Genomic DNA, 15,164 nt, shown 5'->3' on the forward strand with positions numbered 1-15,164 from the left:
CCATCCGACCCATCCTCCGAAGTGGTCTGGAGCAGATCAGTGCGTAAGTTGTGGTATGCCGGAGCCGGCCTCATCGCCGGTGGGGTCCTGCTGTTCGTGGCGGCGCCCGCCCAGGCGGACGTCACGTCCCCGAAGACCGCCGCACTGCCGGCCGCCGACGTGGTCGGCGGCAGCGTGCCGGACGCTCCGGGCGACCAATCCCCGAGCACGCTGCGTCTGCCGTTCACCGACACGAACAGTGGCTCGCCGCGCCTGCCGGTCGTCGGCCGCCTCCCGATCATCGGCGGGCTGCTGCCGAACGGCAGCCGCACCCTGGAGAGCGCGTCGACCACGGACCCGGCCCTCGACGACCGGGACGGCTCCCTGCTGCGCCGCCTGGCCCTGCCGAACTCGGCCGGGCTGGCCGGTCTGCCGCTCGGCGGGACCCCGGTGCCGCTGCTCGACGACACCACACCGGCCATGAACAGCCAGGAGCCGATGGACGGCGCGGCGACCGGCGACAACCCGGCACCGACGGACAGCCCTGCGCCGGTCGACAGCGCGGCACCGATGGACAGCGCGGCGCCGGTCGACAGCGCTGAGCCGGCGCCCTACACCTCGGTCGCCCCGGCCCGGCCCGGCATCGCCGCGCCGTCGGCCGTCGCCCCGGTGGACCCGTCCGCGGCCGTCGTGCCGTCCACCGACATCGCCCCGACGGTCGACGCCGTGCCGTCCGCGGACACCGCGCCGAGCTCCACCGTGGACGACCCGCGGATGCTCGAGGAGCCCCTGGATGGCACCACCAACTGACCACCGGCACCCGGCGAGCGCGCACCGCGACCGGTGCGCGCTCGGCTACGCCGTGGCGGGCGGGATGTCCAGCAGGTCCCAGCTCAGCAGCGTGAACGTGGTCTCCTCGAGCGCGCCGGCGGACCGGTAGGTGGCCAGCGCGGCCGCGTTGTCGTTCTCGGTCGCCACCCACATGCCGTAACAACCGCTCTTGCGGGCCAGCTCGGCCATCGCGGTGACCAGCGCGGTCCCGATCCCCTGCAGCCGGGCCACCGGCGCCACGCCGAGCTCGTAGATCAGCATCTCGGTGCCCTTGTCCGGGTGCGTGGTCTCGACCCCGGAGATCATCCCGACCGGCCGGTTCGCGTCGTCGTAGGCGAACAGCAGGTGATGGGACGTCTCGGTGAGGAAACGGTGGGTCGCCTCGGCGATCGGCGGCGCGTCGAAGAGGTCGGCCCCACGGCGAACCTCCTCGGCGGAGGTCACGCGTTCAATCCGCATGGCGCCACCCTAGCCACGGACAAGTCACGCTTCAGCCTCCAATTGCCGATCCGGGACACGATTCGGCACACGCTCCCGGCGCGACGCCGCTGGGTAGCATGACGGCCGATACCCCGACGGTGGAGGCCACGACATGCCAGTTCCGGGCGACGGCTCCGAGGACGCCACCAGCACTGCCCCGGCGCCACAAGATCAAGATCAAGACCGGGATTCGGTACGGTACGCCGCCGGCACCGCGGAAGCTGCCACGCCGACGCCGACTCCCGTGACCACGCCGAACGACCCGCCCCCGCGGACCGACACGCAGCTGGACACGATGGCCGCGCCGGGACCCGCCGAGGAGCCGGCGAGCGGGTACGCCGCCCCGGTCGACCCGTGGGCCGAAGCCGAAGCGGCCGCGAACCTCACGAACAACCACGTGCCGCACCCGATGGCGCCCGCGCCGGCACCGGAACCGCCGACCGCGCTGATCGAGGGCGGGCCGGCCCATCCGCTGACCGCCGCCGGGGACGCGGAGCCGGAGCACCCGTCGTACAAAAAAGGGTTCTGGATCCTCGGTGGGGTGGCCGCGACCGCGACCGTCGCGCTCGCGGTGACCGCCGCGGTCCTGCTCTGGCCGGGTTTCCCGGCTCTCGACTACCACGCTCTCGACCAGGTCCGCGGGCTCACCCCGGTTGCGCCGATCACCTCGGGCTGGGCCGACGCCGAAGTGATCGGTGACCGCGCCTACTTCGCCGGCACGGTCGAGACCGGCGAGGCCGCGGTGACCGCCTACAACATCGGCAGCGGCCGCGAGGTCTGGAAGAACATCGAGGCCGGCCCGGCGAAGACCTGGAAACAGATGATCGCCCTGCCGGACGCGGTCGCGCTGATCTCCGACCCGGACTACACCACGAGCCTGGCCCGCCTGGTCGTGCTCGACGGCACCACCGGCGTCAAACGCTGGGACTACTCGCTGGGCAGCTCGGACACCGTGCACTTCGGCGCCGGCATGGTGCTCGTCGACGACCACGAGCACAGCGTGCTGCACGGCCTCGAGTTGACCAGCGGCGACGAGAAGTGGCAGCTCGCCAACCCGGACGGCTCGGCGAGCAGCACCCTGCTGGGCGTCACCACCCCGGACGACCTGACCGGACCGGCCGGCACCCAGGGCCGCCCGTTCGCGCCGGAGGTGAGCGACGACGACCAGGTGGTGCAGATCGCCGCCGACCGCTCCGCCCGGGTGATCAACATCAAGGACGGCACGGCCGGCGAATCCCGCCGCGACGTGGCCTACCCCAGCGACAAGACGGTGGCACACAACGGCCGGCTCTTCGTCGAGGAGTCCAGCACCGACCGGCTGCTCGCCTACGACCTGGCCGGGTTCGGCACCGGCGGCGAACCCGCCGTGGTCTACACCGCGCCGAAGGACGCCGACGTCAGCGACCTGACACCGTGCGGCGACAACCGGATCTGCATCGTGGAAACCATCGGGTACGCGCACGACAAGTCCCAGATCGTCGCGTTCGACCTGGAAACCCACAAGGAGGCCTGGCGCAAGCCGGCGCCGGACGTGGAGACCCTGGTCCCGGTCGGTGACGCGGTGCTCGCCTCGACCGACGAGACGAACACGCTCTTCGACGCGACCGGCACGCCGCAGTGGACCGACTTCCCGGGCACCGCGGCCCGGCTGGACGCCGGGAACGTGCTGCGCTTCTCCGGCACCCTGACCCCCTCGGTCGGCGACCAGTTCCTCGACGGGGTGCACCCGGGCGACAAGGCGGCGCAGATCGGGCCGCTCCGCGACGTACGCGGAAGCAGTTGCGCGTGGAACACGTCGGTGGTGGCCTGCGTGCGGGCCGAAGATTTTGTGGTGGAGCGGTTCGCCGGCTGACTTTGGTCCACAAAAAAGGGGGCCGCCCGGCGGGCGGCCCCCTTTTTCAGAAAACGTCGCGTCAGATCCGGGCGCCGCTGGTGGCGTGGAAGACGTGGATCGCGTCGGTGTTCGGCTTGATGTAGATGGTCTCGCCCATGTGCGGCATGTAGCGACGCTCGGTGCGCACCACGAACCGCTCCGAGTCGCCCGAGAGGTCCGAGTGGCCGTAGACGTTGGCGTCCGAACCGAGGTCCTCGACCAGGTCCACCTTGATCGGCAGAGCCTCGGCCGACTCGGTCACGACGGTCGCGGCCTCCGGGCGGAACCCGATGGTGACCTTGCCGTCGCCGTTCTGCGCCGCCGCGACCTGCTCACGGGTCAGCGGCACCGCCAGCGCGCCGAACGTGGCACCGGCCTCGGTCAGCGGCACGGTCTTGATGTTCATGGCCGGGGAGCCCATGAAACCGGCCACGAAGACGTTGCCGGGGGTGTCGTAGAGCGCCCGCGGGGTGTCCACCTGCTGCAGCACGCCGTCGAGCATGACCGCGACCCGGTGACCCATGGTCATGGCCTCGACCTGGTCGTGGGTGACATACACGGTCGTGACGCCGAGCTTGGCCTGCAGCGTGGCGATCTGCGAACGGGTCTGCACCCGCAGCTTCGCGTCGAGGTTCGACAGCGGCTCGTCCATGAGGAAGACCTGCGGCTGACGGACGATCGCGCGACCCATGGCGACACGCTGACGCTGACCACCGGAGAGCGCCTTCGGCTTGCGGGAGAGGTACTCCTCCAGCTGCAGCAGGCCGGCGGCCTCCTTGACGGCCCGGTCGATCTCCGCCTTCGGGGTCTTGCGCAGCTTCAGGGCGAACGCCATGTTCTCGTACACCGTCATGTGCGGGTACAGCGCGTAGTTCTGGAACACCATCGCGATGTCACGGGACTTCGGCGGGAGGTGCGTGACGTCCTTGTCGTTGATCAGGATCTGACCGCGGTCGACATCTTCCAGACCGGCGAGCATGCGCAGGCTGGTGGACTTGCCACAACCGGAGGGGCCGACCAGGACGAGGAACTCGCCATCGCCGATCTCGAGGTTCAGCTCGTTGACCGCGGGCCGCTCAGAGCCCGGGTAGATCCGGGAGGCTTTCGAGTACGTGACGGTAGCCATGGTGAATCGACTTCCTTTCCACCGGCAGGAACGTGCCGGACGATCCGAGTAGAAGGAACAGCCCCGCCACCGTATTTGTTTTTACCCGACCTGCCAAGATGGCGACCACAGATCAGGACGTTATGCTGAGGCCCGCGCCCCTGTAGCTCAGATGGCTAGAGCACCCGTCTTGTAAACGGGAGGTCGTCGGTTCGATCCCGACCGGGGGCTCTTTTCATGCCCGACCTGCGCGAATACGATCCGGAGATCGCAAGCCAGGGGAGGCACGATGCACCACCAGTACCCGTCTAGTCGAGCGACCGGGGCGTGAACGCATGCCCCGACAGCACCCCCGAACCCGCCGACCGGCCCGTGACGACATCGGTTCTTATCTGGTCTGGGTCAATTCCTGGGACCTGAGCCTGCGCGCCGAAGGCCGCAAAGAACGCACCCGGACCGGCTATTTCGACGACATGGTGTTCTTTGCCGGCTGGCTGCTGCGGCACCGGCCGAAATTCCGCGACTGGCAGGACGTCGACAAGCGGACCCTGCGGGAGTTCTTCGCCTGGCTCCAGGCGGCCGGCACGCCGTGCCCGCACCTGATCGTGGACGGCGAGCCGCCCGCGGAGTGCGAGGGCTACGCGGTCGGCTACGTCCGGCACGTCGCCGTAAGCGTGGACCGCTTCTACGGCTGGTGGTCGGCGGAGGAAGAGCTACCGAACCCGCTCGACGGCGTCAAACTGCCGCAGCAGCAGCAGCTCGGCAAGAGCCAGGTGCCGGTGCTCGACACCGAGGCGCTGGGCAAGCTGATCCACGATGCCGAGGCAGACCGGTCCTTCCACGGCCGCCGCGATGCTGCCCTGCTGCGCCTGTTCATCTGCACGGGCGTGCGCCTGGCCGAGCTGGCCGGCATCCGGCTCGGTGACCTGAACCTGCAGAAACGGGAGGCGCTGGTCACCGGCAAGGGCAGCAAGAGCCGGACGGTCCGGTTCGACGACCGGTCGGCGCTCGCCCTGGACCGCTACCTGCGAGCGAGGGCGAAGCGCCCAGAGGCGAAGCAGGGCGAGCGGGCCCCGCTGTGGCTCGGTCACGTCCGAGCCACAAGCGGGGCGGGGATGACCGGTAGTGGCATCTACCAGGCGATCAAGCGGCGCGGCGACCGGGTCGGCGTGGTCGTGCACCCGCACATGTTCCGGCACACCTTCTCGCACCGGTGGCTGGATGCCGGCGGCGCCGAGGGCGACCTGATGGAGTTGAACGGCTGGGACAGCCCGCAGATGCTGCGGCACTACGGGGCGTCGGCCCGGGCGGCTCGTGCCCGGCGGGCCTACGACCGGGTCGACATCATGGGCGACATCTAAACGCGAGACCGCGCGCCGGATTCCGGCGCGCGGTTCGTGTGGCAGTACTGGACTGCATCGATGTATCCCTGTGCGTACTTGCGGTTCCCGTGCCGCCGGGCGGCAGCGACAGCGATGGCGGCGAGAGCTAGGACGATAATCGGAGCCGGGATGGACCTGTATTTCGCTTCGGTCCGGTCCGCGGCTGCCCGCTTCGGCATGGTCTGATTCCCCCCTGATCGTCACGTTTGCCCTGGCCTCGGGCTACATGAGAGATCAACCGTGCCTGATGATCACTTTCGGCAACATGGTCGTAACGGACCGCGTAGGTGAACGGCCGTCTACGTGAAGGATCAACCAATCAGTCAGACCGTTACACGATCGGGTTAGAACCCTTGTTCTAGCGGTCTCGATCATGAATGATGTCGCGCGTCAACTGATCAATTGCTCGGGCCGATTGCGCGGTCTGGACATCCATAGCGTCAGGCGGATGCGCAGGTTACGGCTCTGGGGCGCCTGGGAGATCCAGGACGCCCTTGGCGTCGGCCGGAGTCGGGCCCGCGAGCTGATGTACAAGAAGGGCTTCCCCGACCCGGTCGACGACGAGATGCGCCGCGGCCCCGTCTGGTTCGAGGACGAGGTCCGGGAGTGGATCCGCGCAAACCGGGAGACCGTCGCCGAGGACCCCGAGTCCTAGCGGTCCACCAGCGACCGCAGCGGCCGCGCCCGCCGCTCCTCCTCCGCCTCCACACCCTCCTGAACCTCGGCCATCCGCTCGGCCAGCTCGGCCGGCGTCGCCGCTGACGTCCAGGGCCCCGACGACAGGCCGCCCAGCGTCCACCAGGTGATCGCCGTGCCCACCATCTCCGCCCGGTAGCCGGCGGGCCGCACCCATCCCGGGGTCGTGCAGCCCAGGTCCCAGACCACCCACCAGCGGGGCCGGCCTAGGCGCTCGCACTCCTCGAGGGCGCCGGCCGGCCAGTGCAGGCGCTCGGCGAGGACTCGGCGGTTGTGCCACGCCAGGCCGGTCACCCGGTCACCTCCGACGGCGGCCGGGCATTCGTGCACGCGCCGAGACTGACCCAGGCATTCTCCAGGTGCACCCAGCCCCAGCAGCTGTTCCGGATCGCCCAGCCGCAGACGCAGCGGTCGGTCCGAGGGTCGATGTGCCGGCTTGGCGGGATCGCCCGCTGCCGGCCGAGCTGGTCCTGGAGTGGCCCGTTCGGCCGCGGCTTGTGCACTCCTGAGCCAGCCAGCGCGGGGCGGGTCATCGCGGATCCCGGGGCGGCTGGATGTCGTCGGGATACGGCAGGTAGGGGCAGGTGCCCATGCCGCACTGGCAGGGGCGGATCTCCTCACGCCTCGGCTGTGGCTGCCGGAGTCGTCGCGTCCGCATCGTCTGTGCCTCCCGTTCGCCTCGGGTGGGGGCGGCGGCCGGTGCGAATTCCAGGGGGACAGGACCCGGCCGCCGTTGGCCGGACTTTACGACTCCTCTTGGCGATCGTAAAGAGGAACACGGGATTACGTACCGCATAGTGCGACATTACTTAGCGTCTGATCTTGTGGAGCGTGACGAGATCCGACTGATGGGCACGGCAGAGATTGCCGACCGGCTCGGCGTCACCCCAGCACGCGTCCACCAGATCACCGACAGCCGGAAGCTGGCCTTCCCGCCACCGCTGGTCCGCCTGCGAATGGGCCAGGTGTGGCTGGCCCAGGACGTCGAGGCGTGGATCACCGAGAACCGGCCGGCACTCGCCGAGGACACCGAGAGCTGAGACGAAAGCAGGGCGGCCACCCGGTGGGGTGACCGCCCTGCTTCGTTGCTCGGGAGCTACTCGCTCGCCTCGTCGGCATCAGGCCGGTGGCCGAGCTTGCGCTGCAGCGTCGTGCGGCTGATGTCCGCGCGCTGACAGATGACCGTGTCCGGCACTCCGAGCTCGCGCGCCTGACGGACGGCGGCCCAGCCGGCGTCCTCGGCCTTGCGTGACTCCTCGAACTTCGCGGCGATGGCAGCCAGCGCTGATTCTTGCGCGTCGTCCCCGCGCCACCTTGGCCTGATCACAGGCCGGACCTTACCAGTCTGGTGCTTCATTTGGTGCAGCCTCCCCTTGTTTCCGCGCTCCGGGTGGGGTTATGGTGACCCAGATGGTGCATCATATCAAGCACCGTTTGATGCAATAACTTCTCGCCATGGAGTCCAGATGGCATCTGACCTGCTGATCATGGCCGCCCTGCTCGTCGGCGGCTCGGCCCTCGGTGCCGCCGGCTGGCGCATGGAGAGAGCCGCCCGCGCCGCCCACGAACCTCTCGACCCGGAAGGACCGGCCATGCCGCTGCAGCGCTACCGCCTGCGGATCTATGACGGGCAGTACGAGGTGCTGCACGAGAACAACTTCGTCGTCGACGTCGACCTGGACTCGCCGATGCGCAACGGCATCCTCGACCGGCAGCTGACCTCGCTGGTCCAGCTCGCGCAGATCGCGAACGAGCCGATGGACCGCCCGGTCATGAAGGTCTGCGACTACGCGACCGGCAAGCCGCTGCTGGACTGGGTGGCCTGATGCAGCACCACATGTCCCCCACCGCCGTGGCGATCCTGTTCCTGCTCGCCCTGGTCGTCGACTGGATGAGCGTCGGCCCGAACAGCATCCGCGACCGGGTGGCGTTCTTCTTCGCGCTCGCCGCGGTCCGGGAGGGCTTCAACGGCTCGCCACTCGACCGGTGGACGGTCGGCTTCCTCGGCGGCATCATCCAGCAGTTGCTCGACGCCACGAAGGGCGCGTACATCGCGGGTGCGATCGTCAGCACCGTCATCGGTGCCGCTGTGGGCATCCTGTGGATATACACGGTCGGCTGCGTCCTGCCCGTGAAGGCCGGAAAGAAGTTGGGCCGATTCGCGACCCTGTCCTTTCCGCAGTCGCCGCTCTACCGGCTGAACGTGCAGATGTGGGTGATCGCCTTTCTCCTCGGAATGCTTTCCGATCTGCCGCACGGCGCGATCGGCAGCATGACCGCATCGTCTATCGACCTGGTCACGTCGGTCGTCGCGCCTTTGCCCGCCTACCTGTTCGGGAGTGCCTGATGCTGCTCGCCGCGAGTGCCGAACCGAACCGGGGCTGGGGCGGCCCGATCGCCCTGGCCGTCGCCTACTTGCTGTTCCGGGTGATCCAGCGGGTGGCCTGGCGCTTCGGCTTCGACAAGATCAAAAACCCCTCCCCTACCCCGGAGCTCCCTACGGCCGAGCGCGTGAAAGTCCAGTCCACGGTCGGTGTCACTGAGGCTGAACCCGATGAACCCACCGAGCCGGCTAGGGACTGGTGGGGCGAGGCCCGGGAGGTCGGTGGCCACTGGTACCGAGTCTTCCGCACCAGTGACCGGAAGCTACCGGAGGCGCACGAAGAGCCCGAGGGTGACTCGGAGATCGACCTCCCGCTCGACGACGACGAGCCGGAACCGGAGGCAGTCGAGGAGCGGCAGGAGACGCTGGAGGAATACATCGCTCGCGCCCGCCGGATCGGCGCGCCTTACAACCGAATCGTCGCCGTGGCCGTCGACCACTACGGCATATCGGAATCAACAGCCAAAAGACGGATCCGCATCTACGACGAGTCTCGGAAGGATTCGAGATGAGCAGCAAGAAGGACCGCGCGAAATGCCACGGCGCACCCGAGAACTTCGAGGCCGACTGTGGCCAGGCCGGGCCTCACGGCTGGCACGTGATCGCGGACCCCGAGGGCCCGCCCCCGTACGGCACGAGGCGGCCCGACTCTGAGGACTGCTGGCACGACCGCAAGAACGACGACGGTGACCAGTGCTTCGACTGCGGCAAACGGCTCGACTGATCCACCTGCCAGGCGTCGCCCGTTCATCCCGAGATCAACGCCGATCATCCACAGTGGGAGCCCGCCGCTCGACAGCGCGGCGGGCTCCGCTCATTCTCGGGAGCCATGAGCCAGCCGGCGCCCGAGAGCGTCCCCGCCGAACCCAAGCCGAGCACCGCCAGCAGCAACCGCTGGGCGATCGGCATCGTTGTCGCCGTGGTCCTGGTCGTCGGCGTGTGCGTGGCGCGGATGAACAGCAACAGCAAGCCGTCCGCGGCGGACGAGCAGCGTGATGCCCAGCGGGTGTGCGAGGGGCAGTTCGTGCCGGCCCGGCTGAAGGCGCCGGCCACGGCAAAGTTCTCCGGGGTGTCGGTGTACGAGGCGGGCGGCGCGTACCGGGTGACCGGGTCGGTCGACAGCCAGAACGGCTTCGGCGCGCTGGTCCGGTCGGCATTCAGCTGCACGGTCCACGCGTCAGGCGACCGATGGGTGCTCGACCGGGCCGAGGTCACCGGCTGACCCCGGACAGCAAGAAGCGCCCCCGCCCGGCTCCGAAGAGCTGGACGGGGGCGCTGTCGTATGGCGCAGGGCCGCTAGAGCGACGCCTTGGCGGTGAAGGTACGCTGCGCGGCGCCGGCCGCGCCGGTCGGCTTCCAGAGGCCGAAGTGCACGACGACGGCGATGGCGAAGTTGACCGCGATGCTGATCGCGACCGGCACGAACGCGAAGTCGACGGCGGTGTTGGCCGCCTGCAGCCACGCCTCGAGGAAGCTCTTGACCGCCGCGGCGGTGAGCAGCAGCACGGCCTTGACACCGGGGCTGGTGGTGCGGGTGGTAACGAGTCCGACCAGCAGCGGCAGCAGGACGGTGACAGCGAGGCTGAGCAGGCCGCTGATGCTGCTGGGGTCGAACCCGTAGACGGGAAGGGCCGGGATGTCGGCGTCGGTCATGACAACTCCTGTCAGAACAGATGTTCTACTGAGGGGATGGACGAGCAGGAGGACGGCGTGCTGGATCCGGCCGCCGCGGCATGGGTTCAGGACCTGGCCGACCGGCATTACGAGGGGAACTTCGGCCGGGCTGCGGCCGCAATTCTGGAAGCGGCCTACGCGGCCGAGCTGGCGCCCGACGACCCGTGGGCGTACCTGGCCGCGCGGCAGCACGGACGCGGCGTCAGGTGATCAGGCCGTCCGGCCAGGCCGGAGGCGGCGGCGGGCTGCCGTCGTTGATGTGGCGTCGCAGCTGGCCGATGTAGTCGTCCTGGATCCGTCGGTGGCGCCGCAGCTCGGCGTTCTCCTGGCGCAGCGCGACGATGTCTTCCTGGCGCTCGTTGAGCAGCTGCTGGCCGGAGTCGGTCCGCAGCTTCCGGTTGCTCGCCCGGTAGGTCATGTATGCCGCACCAAGGACGCCCAGCAGGGTCAGGATCGGCCCGAGCCGGTCTAGGAGCGGGTCCACGCCCACCTCCGTCCTGCCTCCCGCGGCGGTGCGGCCGGGATGCCCCCGGCAATCAGGTAGACGAAGCAGGCGAACGCCAGCCAAATCACGGTGTTGATCCAGCCGCGCTCGACCGCGCCGGCCAGCCAGCCGAACATGCTGAGCAGGCCCCAGCCGACCTTGAGGCCGACGGCGAACATGAACGCCGTGGTGTCGTGGATGCGGAAGGCGTACCAGAGGCAGATCACGCCGACCGCGCCCCAGCAGGCCGCCCACACGCCGAGCGGCATGATCTCCGCCATCCAGGCGTAGAACGGCACCAGCGGCGTCGGGGTGCTGACCAGGCCGACGCAGTAGACGACGTCGAGCAGGAAGAAGAAAAGCAGCGCGGCGCCGCGGCGGCCGATCCGGGAGGCGAGTCGTCCGGCCGCGGTGGTCACGATGCGAGCCGGTCGGCCAGCTCCTGAGCGACCTGCCGCGCCAGGTCCGCCGGGATCGCCGCGGCGATCAGCTCCGGGGTCAGGCCGGCGAGGACGGCGGCCGCGACCGCGGACTCGTCGACGTCGACACCGGTGATCGCGGCGAGCAGCTGCGCCTGACGCAGGCCCGCTCGGTACTCGATGCTGCGCATGTCGCCGCCGACCCGGCGCATGGCCCCGGGCTTGGCGTTCGGGTTGGCGTCCAGCTCCTCGTGGTCCCAGACCGCAGCCGGGACCTGACCGAGCAGCGTCAGCGCGCGGTCAAGCTTGGCTTCCTGTGCAGCGTTCATCTCGTCCTCCTGTACGCCCCACGGGCGGGTATCGGCCTCAGTGCTGGTCAGGTATCGCGCGCTGAAATGCGCGTGGTCGAAGTGCTGCGACGGTCCGGAGTAATCGCGCCAGACCCAACCGTCCGACCGGGAGCAGATGCGGCCGCGCCAGATGACGTTCTGCAGCCGGCCGACGAGAGTCGGGCTGGCCCACTCGATGCGCTCACGGTCGACGATCGCGTTGACCTTGCGGTCGAACCAGGCGCCCGGCTGGCCGCCCTTGCCGTCCGGCCACGGACCGGTGCTGTCGATGTCGACCGCGTGGATCTCGTCGACGTTGTCCGCGTCGGTGTACGGGGTGCGACCGCCCTCGTCCGGGTTGTGGTCGGAGATCGACGCGGCGTGCGAGGTGTCGCCGATCCAGCCGTCCGCGCCCTTGTCCCGGCGCGGCGCGGCCGCGTTGAACTCTGCCCGCAGCGTGACCAGGCATGGCACCAGGAACGGCGCGTTCATCAGCCCTCCTCGACCGTTGCGACCGGCTGGTACTGGTGACGAAACGTCGTGTCGTCGAGCAGGCCGCAGACGCCGACCGGGGCGACAATCAGCCAGCTGCCGGTTGGCACGATCCAGTCCGTGTCCGACCACTCGCCGACCTCGTGCAGGGTCAGCGAGGTGCCACCAACAGCGACCAGGGTCCAGGTGGAGGTGAGGACCATGGCCTGCGCGGCGGCGAGCAGGTCGTCGGCGGAGTCCTGCGTGCCGAGGTACTGCAGGCCGACGTATCGGGGAACTATGGGTAGCTGCATCAGAACCCCTGCCAGATGGCCGTCAGCGACGAGCTGACGGGCGTGGTCGAGATGGCGGTACCGATGGTGCCGGTGCTGGCGAACTGCTGGCCAAGCAGTTCGATGTAGTCGGTGGCCAGGGTCGCTTGGACGAGGGTGACGGCGCTGGAAACGCCGACGAAACCAGTCGCGCTCGCCAGCACCTGGCCGCCCCAGCCGCCCGGGATCACGGTGCCGTTCTTGGCGACGAGGGCACGGACGTACGTGGTCGCGCCGTTGGACGCGGGGACGTAGATGCCGGAGATCTGCCACCAGCCGAGCCGTTTGCCGATCACGACCCGGCTGGTGTTGGTGGACTCGTCGTGGCAGGCCAGGTTGTCGATGACCTCGCTGCCGGACCCGAACGTAATCGGGGTGTTCGTGGCCGTGGTCCAGCCGGTCTGGGCGGTCTGCTGGACGAGGAAGACCTTCGGGATCGTCCAGGCCGCGTCGACGTCGGCGGCAAGGTTGCCAACGTCCAGCGGTACGTTCGGCGCGGCACTCAGTGCGGGGTACCGAAATGCCATGTTGGTGGTGGTAGGCATGGGACTCCTAGCTGGGTGGGGTGCCGATGATGCGGCCGAGGATCAGCAGCCCGCCGGGCGGCTGGTAGAGCACCGCGACGGTGTGACCGGCGGTCGGGGTGTAGCTGGCCAGGTAGGCGGCCTGGATGGCGGTGCCGCGCCAGGTGACGGTCGTCAGGGCGTTGCCGTCGGCGGCCGCGCCGGCGCTGACGCTGGCAACCACGGCGGGCTCCACCCAGGCAGACGGTGCGCCCTGCGGTGGTTTGCCGCGCAGGATCTCGGTGGCCAGCTTCGAGGCGTTGACGGTCACGTCACTCTCCTGTCGGGACGTCGCCGTCCGGCCGGCTGGACCGGGTGATGATCTGCTGAGTCCCGCCGATGTCCAGCGGGATGGTCAGCGAGTCGATCAGGTGCAGCTCGGTGGTCCCGCCCGGCGTGAGCACGGTGATCACGTCGCCACGGTCGAGGCCGGGGTGCACGATCGCCTCGACGCTCAGCTGTGCGTTGATCGCCTTGACTCGATTGAGCAGGGCCTTCGCGGCAACGAGCGCCTGTGCCGAGCTGGTCATGGCCGGGCTGGTGTAGCGGTACGGAACCCTGCCGAACGGGCCTCCGACATACGTCCGGCTGGTCGGGTCGGTGTCGGCAGCGATTACCGGTGCGTACGGCGCCGAGCCGCTCAGGCTGCTCGGATAGGCGACGACGACGTTGTAGGTCCGCTGCCGATCCCGGGTCCGTTCGCCGGAGAGCAGCACCCCGGACGGTGATGCGTCGACGGTCCAGACCGGGGTCTGGCCGAGCAGCGGTGCGTCGGCGATCCGCAGGTTGCCGGCGACGTCAAAGTAAACCTCCGCGCCGATGCTGGTCGCCAGGTCGACCGCTGCGGCGGCCCGGTCCTGGTCCCAGACGATCGGCCCGACGGTCGATATCGATGTGGCCGTGGTGGACACCGTGATGCCGGAGACCGCGCCGGTGACGAGCCGGGAGATCTCCGCCCGGATTTGCGCCGTCGGCACGGACGCGGTCGGCTGTTCGAACTGGGCGCGCTGCACCCGGGCCCACCGGTCCGGCGCCGACTTCACGCTGATCCCGCCCGACGGGCCGACGCTGATCGACTGCGAGTCCAGGGAGAAGACCCCGAGGGGCACCAGCTCCTTGTCGCCGGACGGGTACCGGATGCCACGGTACGGGCGGAGCTCCACGCCGATCGTGTCGAGCGTCGACCACAGCGCGCGGTCGGCGATCGTCAGATCCAGGGTGCGCCGCACGCCGGTGCCGCCGGCCACGCTGACCGACCCGCCGGAGATCGGCATGTCCGAGGCGATCAGCGAGCCGCCCAGGTACGCATCTACGCGGACGGCGACCGTGTGAGACTCGCGCAGCGCCTGGCCGAAGGTCGAGCTGACCGGGTACATCAGGACCCCGTCAGCACGGCGGTATACGTGGCGCGCTGGGTCAACACGTCCTGGTAGGTGGCCGCCTCGGCCAGCAGTGTCGCGTAGGTGCGCTGGGCGACGATGCCGCCGGCGGGCCGGCCGACCGCGGTGAACGGGGCGGTCCAGATCCGCCACGGGTGCGGGTAGTAGTCCGGGCGCAGGCGGTTCTCGGTGAGATCGCCGATCGCCAGGTAGTTGTGCCGCAGGGTGACGCCGTAGAGCTTGTCCGGCGGGATGTCGAGCAGTAGCTGCGTGACGTCGTCCAGCAGCGCCAGGAGCGCGGTGTGCTCGGCGTCGGACTTGGTCCGGAGCGTGATCTGGCCGGCCTTCGTCTTGCGGACCCCATCGCTCACAACGATCGGGGTGGCTCGGCCCAGGGGCTGCAGGAACGCCTGGACCACGGCCCGGGTCGGCGTTCCCTCGCCCTGGAAGTCGACCTTCATGCTCAGCGACGGCACACCGGGGTGCCGAAGCCAGATATCGGTTGCGGACAGGGTGACCGCGGAGCTGGTGATGCTGCCGCCTGCGGTCGTCGCGATGTACGTGCTGGCGGCCCCGAACCAGCTCTCGTAGTCGTAGAGGACCGCCGAGCCGGTGCCGTCCAGGGCGATCGGCTCGGCGGTCCGGACCGGCGTCTGCGTGCCGTCCGGGTCAGTCCGGATGATCGTCGCCGACGTCTGCCCGGTGTAGGTCAGCTGCAGCAGGATCCGGGGCGGGTTGTTGCTCGGCTCCGGGGTCGCGGTCAGCGTGGTGGCCACGGGGTCCT

At 69.5% G+C, this 15,164-nt stretch carries 24 protein-coding genes and 1 tRNA gene; 12 read left to right on the forward strand and 13 right to left on the reverse strand.

Annotated features, from left to right (window positions below):
• The first annotated feature begins 39 nt into the window (after positions 1 to 39).
• Positions 40 to 789 (forward strand): RodZ family helix-turn-helix domain-containing protein, encoded by a 750-nt coding sequence (locus Apa02nite_RS33940; protein WP_203828705.1) that lies wholly within the window; start codon positions 40 to 42, stop codon positions 787 to 789.
• A gap of 45 nt (positions 790 to 834) precedes the next feature.
• Here the strand turns inward: Apa02nite_RS33940 and Apa02nite_RS33945 are convergent, their stop codons facing one another.
• Positions 835 to 1,269 carry a GNAT family N-acetyltransferase gene (locus Apa02nite_RS33945; RefSeq protein WP_203828706.1) on the reverse strand — a complete coding sequence of 145 codons (435 nt, stop codon included), beginning with the start codon at positions 1,267 to 1,269 and terminating at the stop codon, positions 835 to 837.
• 133 nt (positions 1,270 to 1,402) lie between these two features.
• On the opposite strand from Apa02nite_RS33945, the gene Apa02nite_RS33950 reads away from it, so the two are divergent.
• A complete protein-coding gene (locus tag Apa02nite_RS33950) occupies positions 1,403 to 3,142 on the forward strand; it encodes an outer membrane protein assembly factor BamB family protein (RefSeq protein WP_203828707.1) in 1,740 nt (579 codons plus the stop codon).
• Positions 3,143 to 3,203: 61 nt separating this feature from the next.
• Here the strand turns inward: Apa02nite_RS33950 and Apa02nite_RS33955 are convergent, their stop codons facing one another.
• Positions 3,204 to 4,289, reverse strand: a complete 1,086-nt coding sequence (locus tag Apa02nite_RS33955) for an ABC transporter ATP-binding protein (protein WP_067700200.1) — start codon at positions 4,287 to 4,289, stop codon at positions 3,204 to 3,206.
• A 136-nt stretch (positions 4,290 to 4,425) separates the two neighbouring features.
• Between Apa02nite_RS33955 and Apa02nite_RS33960 the strand changes: the two genes are divergently transcribed.
• The 3 genes from Apa02nite_RS33960 (at position 4,426) to Apa02nite_RS33970 (ending at position 6,305) form a co-directional block, all read left to right on the forward strand.
• Positions 4,426 to 4,499: transfer RNA gene (locus Apa02nite_RS33960), tRNA-Thr, on the forward strand.
• A 104-nt stretch (positions 4,500 to 4,603) separates the two neighbouring features.
• Positions 4,604 to 5,629, forward strand: coding sequence for a tyrosine-type recombinase/integrase (locus tag Apa02nite_RS33965; protein WP_203828708.1), 1,026 nt, complete (start codon positions 4,604 to 4,606; stop codon positions 5,627 to 5,629).
• 469 nt (positions 5,630 to 6,098) lie between these two features.
• On the forward strand, positions 6,099 to 6,305 hold the full coding sequence (locus Apa02nite_RS33970) for a DNA-binding protein (protein ID WP_203828709.1): 207 nt from the start codon (positions 6,099 to 6,101) through the stop codon (positions 6,303 to 6,305).
• On the opposite strand, the gene Apa02nite_RS33975 is transcribed toward Apa02nite_RS33970, so the two are convergent.
• A complete protein-coding gene (locus tag Apa02nite_RS33975; protein WP_203828710.1) occupies positions 6,302 to 6,640 on the reverse strand; it encodes a hypothetical protein in 339 nt (112 codons plus the stop codon). The genes Apa02nite_RS33970 and Apa02nite_RS33975 overlap by 4 nt on opposite strands.
• A 530-nt stretch (positions 6,641 to 7,170) precedes the next feature.
• On the opposite strand from Apa02nite_RS33975, the gene Apa02nite_RS33980 reads away from it, so the two are divergent.
• The gene (locus Apa02nite_RS33980; protein WP_307872001.1) at positions 7,171 to 7,386 is read left to right on the forward strand and encodes a helix-turn-helix transcriptional regulator; all 216 of its coding nucleotides are present in this window, start codon (positions 7,171 to 7,173) and stop codon (positions 7,384 to 7,386) included.
• 56 nt (positions 7,387 to 7,442) lie between these two features.
• Here the strand turns inward: Apa02nite_RS33980 and Apa02nite_RS33985 are convergent, their stop codons facing one another.
• Entirely contained in the window at positions 7,443 to 7,703 is a 261-nt protein-coding gene (locus tag Apa02nite_RS33985) for a hypothetical protein (protein WP_203828711.1), read from the reverse strand.
• A 109-nt stretch (positions 7,704 to 7,812) separates the two neighbouring features.
• Between Apa02nite_RS33985 and Apa02nite_RS33990 the strand changes: the two genes are divergently transcribed.
• From Apa02nite_RS33990 to Apa02nite_RS34010, 5 genes are all read left to right on the forward strand, one after another.
• A complete protein-coding gene (locus Apa02nite_RS33990; protein WP_203828712.1) occupies positions 7,813 to 8,172 on the forward strand; it encodes a hypothetical protein in 360 nt (119 codons plus the stop codon).
• A gap of 26 nt (positions 8,173 to 8,198) precedes the next feature.
• The gene (locus tag Apa02nite_RS33995; protein ID WP_203828713.1) at positions 8,199 to 8,693 is read left to right on the forward strand and encodes a hypothetical protein; all 495 of its coding nucleotides are present in this window, start codon (positions 8,199 to 8,201) and stop codon (positions 8,691 to 8,693) included.
• Complete coding sequence (locus tag Apa02nite_RS34000; RefSeq protein ID WP_203828714.1) at positions 8,693 to 9,241, forward strand: hypothetical protein; 549 nt, start codon at positions 8,693 to 8,695, stop codon at positions 9,239 to 9,241. The genes Apa02nite_RS33995 and Apa02nite_RS34000 overlap by 1 nt, the downstream gene beginning before the upstream one ends.
• Positions 9,238 to 9,453, forward strand: a complete 216-nt coding sequence (locus Apa02nite_RS34005) for a hypothetical protein (protein ID WP_203828715.1) — start codon at positions 9,238 to 9,240, stop codon at positions 9,451 to 9,453. The genes Apa02nite_RS34000 and Apa02nite_RS34005 overlap by 4 nt, the downstream gene beginning before the upstream one ends.
• 105 nt (positions 9,454 to 9,558) lie before the next feature.
• Complete coding sequence (locus tag Apa02nite_RS34010) at positions 9,559 to 9,951, forward strand: hypothetical protein (RefSeq protein ID WP_239164749.1); 393 nt, start codon at positions 9,559 to 9,561, stop codon at positions 9,949 to 9,951.
• 74 nt (positions 9,952 to 10,025) lie between these two features.
• Here Apa02nite_RS34010 and Apa02nite_RS34015 read toward each other — a convergent pair whose 3' ends face one another.
• On the reverse strand, positions 10,026 to 10,382 hold the full coding sequence (locus tag Apa02nite_RS34015; protein WP_203828716.1) for a hypothetical protein: 357 nt from the start codon (positions 10,380 to 10,382) through the stop codon (positions 10,026 to 10,028).
• A 36-nt stretch (positions 10,383 to 10,418) separates the two neighbouring features.
• On the opposite strand from Apa02nite_RS34015, the gene Apa02nite_RS34020 reads away from it, so the two are divergent.
• Positions 10,419 to 10,613: a hypothetical protein gene (locus tag Apa02nite_RS34020; RefSeq protein WP_203828717.1), complete on the forward strand. Its 195-nt coding sequence runs from the start codon at positions 10,419 to 10,421 to the stop codon at positions 10,611 to 10,613.
• On the opposite strand, the gene Apa02nite_RS34025 is transcribed toward Apa02nite_RS34020, so the two are convergent.
• From Apa02nite_RS34025 to Apa02nite_RS34060, 8 genes are read right to left on the reverse strand one after another with little or no spacing between them, the layout of a single operon-like run.
• Positions 10,606 to 10,887, reverse strand: coding sequence for a hypothetical protein (locus Apa02nite_RS34025; protein WP_203828718.1), 282 nt, complete (start codon positions 10,885 to 10,887; stop codon positions 10,606 to 10,608). The two genes, Apa02nite_RS34020 and Apa02nite_RS34025, sit on opposite strands and share 8 nt — an antisense overlap.
• Positions 10,872 to 11,306 carry a hypothetical protein gene (locus tag Apa02nite_RS34030; RefSeq protein WP_203828719.1) on the reverse strand — a complete coding sequence of 145 codons (435 nt, stop codon included), beginning with the start codon at positions 11,304 to 11,306 and terminating at the stop codon, positions 10,872 to 10,874. Before Apa02nite_RS34030 ends, Apa02nite_RS34025 begins: the two co-directional genes overlap by 16 nt.
• The gene (locus tag Apa02nite_RS34035; RefSeq protein WP_203828720.1) at positions 11,303 to 12,127 is read right to left on the reverse strand and encodes a hypothetical protein; all 825 of its coding nucleotides are present in this window, start codon (positions 12,125 to 12,127) and stop codon (positions 11,303 to 11,305) included. The genes Apa02nite_RS34030 and Apa02nite_RS34035 overlap by 4 nt, the downstream gene beginning before the upstream one ends.
• On the reverse strand, positions 12,127 to 12,420 hold the full coding sequence (locus Apa02nite_RS34040; protein ID WP_203828721.1) for a hypothetical protein: 294 nt from the start codon (positions 12,418 to 12,420) through the stop codon (positions 12,127 to 12,129). Before Apa02nite_RS34040 ends, Apa02nite_RS34035 begins: the two co-directional genes overlap by 1 nt.
• Positions 12,420 to 12,983, reverse strand: a complete 564-nt coding sequence (locus Apa02nite_RS34045; RefSeq protein WP_203828722.1) for a hypothetical protein — start codon at positions 12,981 to 12,983, stop codon at positions 12,420 to 12,422. The genes Apa02nite_RS34040 and Apa02nite_RS34045 overlap by 1 nt, the downstream gene beginning before the upstream one ends.
• Before the next feature lie 7 nt (positions 12,984 to 12,990).
• Positions 12,991 to 13,272, reverse strand: a complete 282-nt coding sequence (locus Apa02nite_RS34050) for a hypothetical protein (RefSeq protein ID WP_203828723.1) — start codon at positions 13,270 to 13,272, stop codon at positions 12,991 to 12,993.
• 1 nt (position 13,273) lies between these two features.
• Positions 13,274 to 14,377 carry a DUF5047 domain-containing protein gene (locus Apa02nite_RS34055; RefSeq protein WP_203828724.1) on the reverse strand — a complete coding sequence of 368 codons (1,104 nt, stop codon included), beginning with the start codon at positions 14,375 to 14,377 and terminating at the stop codon, positions 13,274 to 13,276.
• Entirely contained in the window at positions 14,377 to 15,156 is a 780-nt protein-coding gene (locus Apa02nite_RS34060) for a hypothetical protein (RefSeq protein ID WP_203828725.1), read from the reverse strand. Before Apa02nite_RS34060 ends, Apa02nite_RS34055 begins: the two co-directional genes overlap by 1 nt.
• Positions 15,157 to 15,164 lie beyond the last annotated feature (8 nt).

The organism is Actinoplanes palleronii, assembly GCF_016862315.1.
Lineage (GTDB): Bacteria > Actinomycetota > Actinomycetes > Mycobacteriales > Micromonosporaceae > Actinoplanes > Actinoplanes palleronii.

Bases quoted from the DNA above. Each gene is read 5' to 3' on its own strand.
- Apa02nite_RS33945 (WP_203828706.1), bottom strand. From the start codon at position 1,269: ATGCGGATTGAACGCGTGACCTCCGCCGAGGAGGTTCGCCGTGGGGCC.
- Apa02nite_RS33950 (WP_203828707.1), top strand. From the start codon at position 1,403: ATGCCAGTTCCGGGCGACGGCTCCGAGGACGCCACCAGCACTGCCCCG.
- Apa02nite_RS33955 (WP_067700200.1), bottom strand. From the start codon at position 4,289: ATGGCTACCGTCACGTACTCGAAAGCCTCCCGGATCTACCCGGGCTCT.
- Apa02nite_RS33965 (WP_203828708.1), top strand. From the start codon at position 4,604: ATGCCCCGACAGCACCCCCGAACCCGCCGACCGGCCCGTGACGACATC.
- Apa02nite_RS33970 (WP_203828709.1), top strand. From the start codon at position 6,099: ATGCGCAGGTTACGGCTCTGGGGCGCCTGGGAGATCCAGGACGCCCTT.
- Apa02nite_RS33985 (WP_203828711.1), bottom strand. From the start codon at position 7,703: ATGAAGCACCAGACTGGTAAGGTCCGGCCTGTGATCAGGCCAAGGTGG.
- Apa02nite_RS33990 (WP_203828712.1), top strand. From the start codon at position 7,813: ATGGCATCTGACCTGCTGATCATGGCCGCCCTGCTCGTCGGCGGCTCG.
- Apa02nite_RS34000 (WP_203828714.1), top strand. From the start codon at position 8,693: ATGCTGCTCGCCGCGAGTGCCGAACCGAACCGGGGCTGGGGCGGCCCG.
- Apa02nite_RS34005 (WP_203828715.1), top strand. From the start codon at position 9,238: ATGAGCAGCAAGAAGGACCGCGCGAAATGCCACGGCGCACCCGAGAAC.
- Apa02nite_RS34010 (WP_239164749.1), top strand. From the start codon at position 9,559: ATGAGCCAGCCGGCGCCCGAGAGCGTCCCCGCCGAACCCAAGCCGAGC.
- Apa02nite_RS34015 (WP_203828716.1), bottom strand. From the start codon at position 10,382: ATGACCGACGCCGACATCCCGGCCCTTCCCGTCTACGGGTTCGACCCC.
- Apa02nite_RS34020 (WP_203828717.1), top strand. From the start codon at position 10,419: ATGGACGAGCAGGAGGACGGCGTGCTGGATCCGGCCGCCGCGGCATGG.
- Apa02nite_RS34035 (WP_203828720.1), bottom strand. From the start codon at position 12,127: ATGAACGCGCCGTTCCTGGTGCCATGCCTGGTCACGCTGCGGGCAGAG.
- Apa02nite_RS34040 (WP_203828721.1), bottom strand. From the start codon at position 12,420: ATGCAGCTACCCATAGTTCCCCGATACGTCGGCCTGCAGTACCTCGGC.
- Apa02nite_RS34045 (WP_203828722.1), bottom strand. From the start codon at position 12,983: ATGCCTACCACCACCAACATGGCATTTCGGTACCCCGCACTGAGTGCC.
- Apa02nite_RS34055 (WP_203828724.1), bottom strand. From the start codon at position 14,377: ATGTACCCGGTCAGCTCGACCTTCGGCCAGGCGCTGCGCGAGTCTCAC.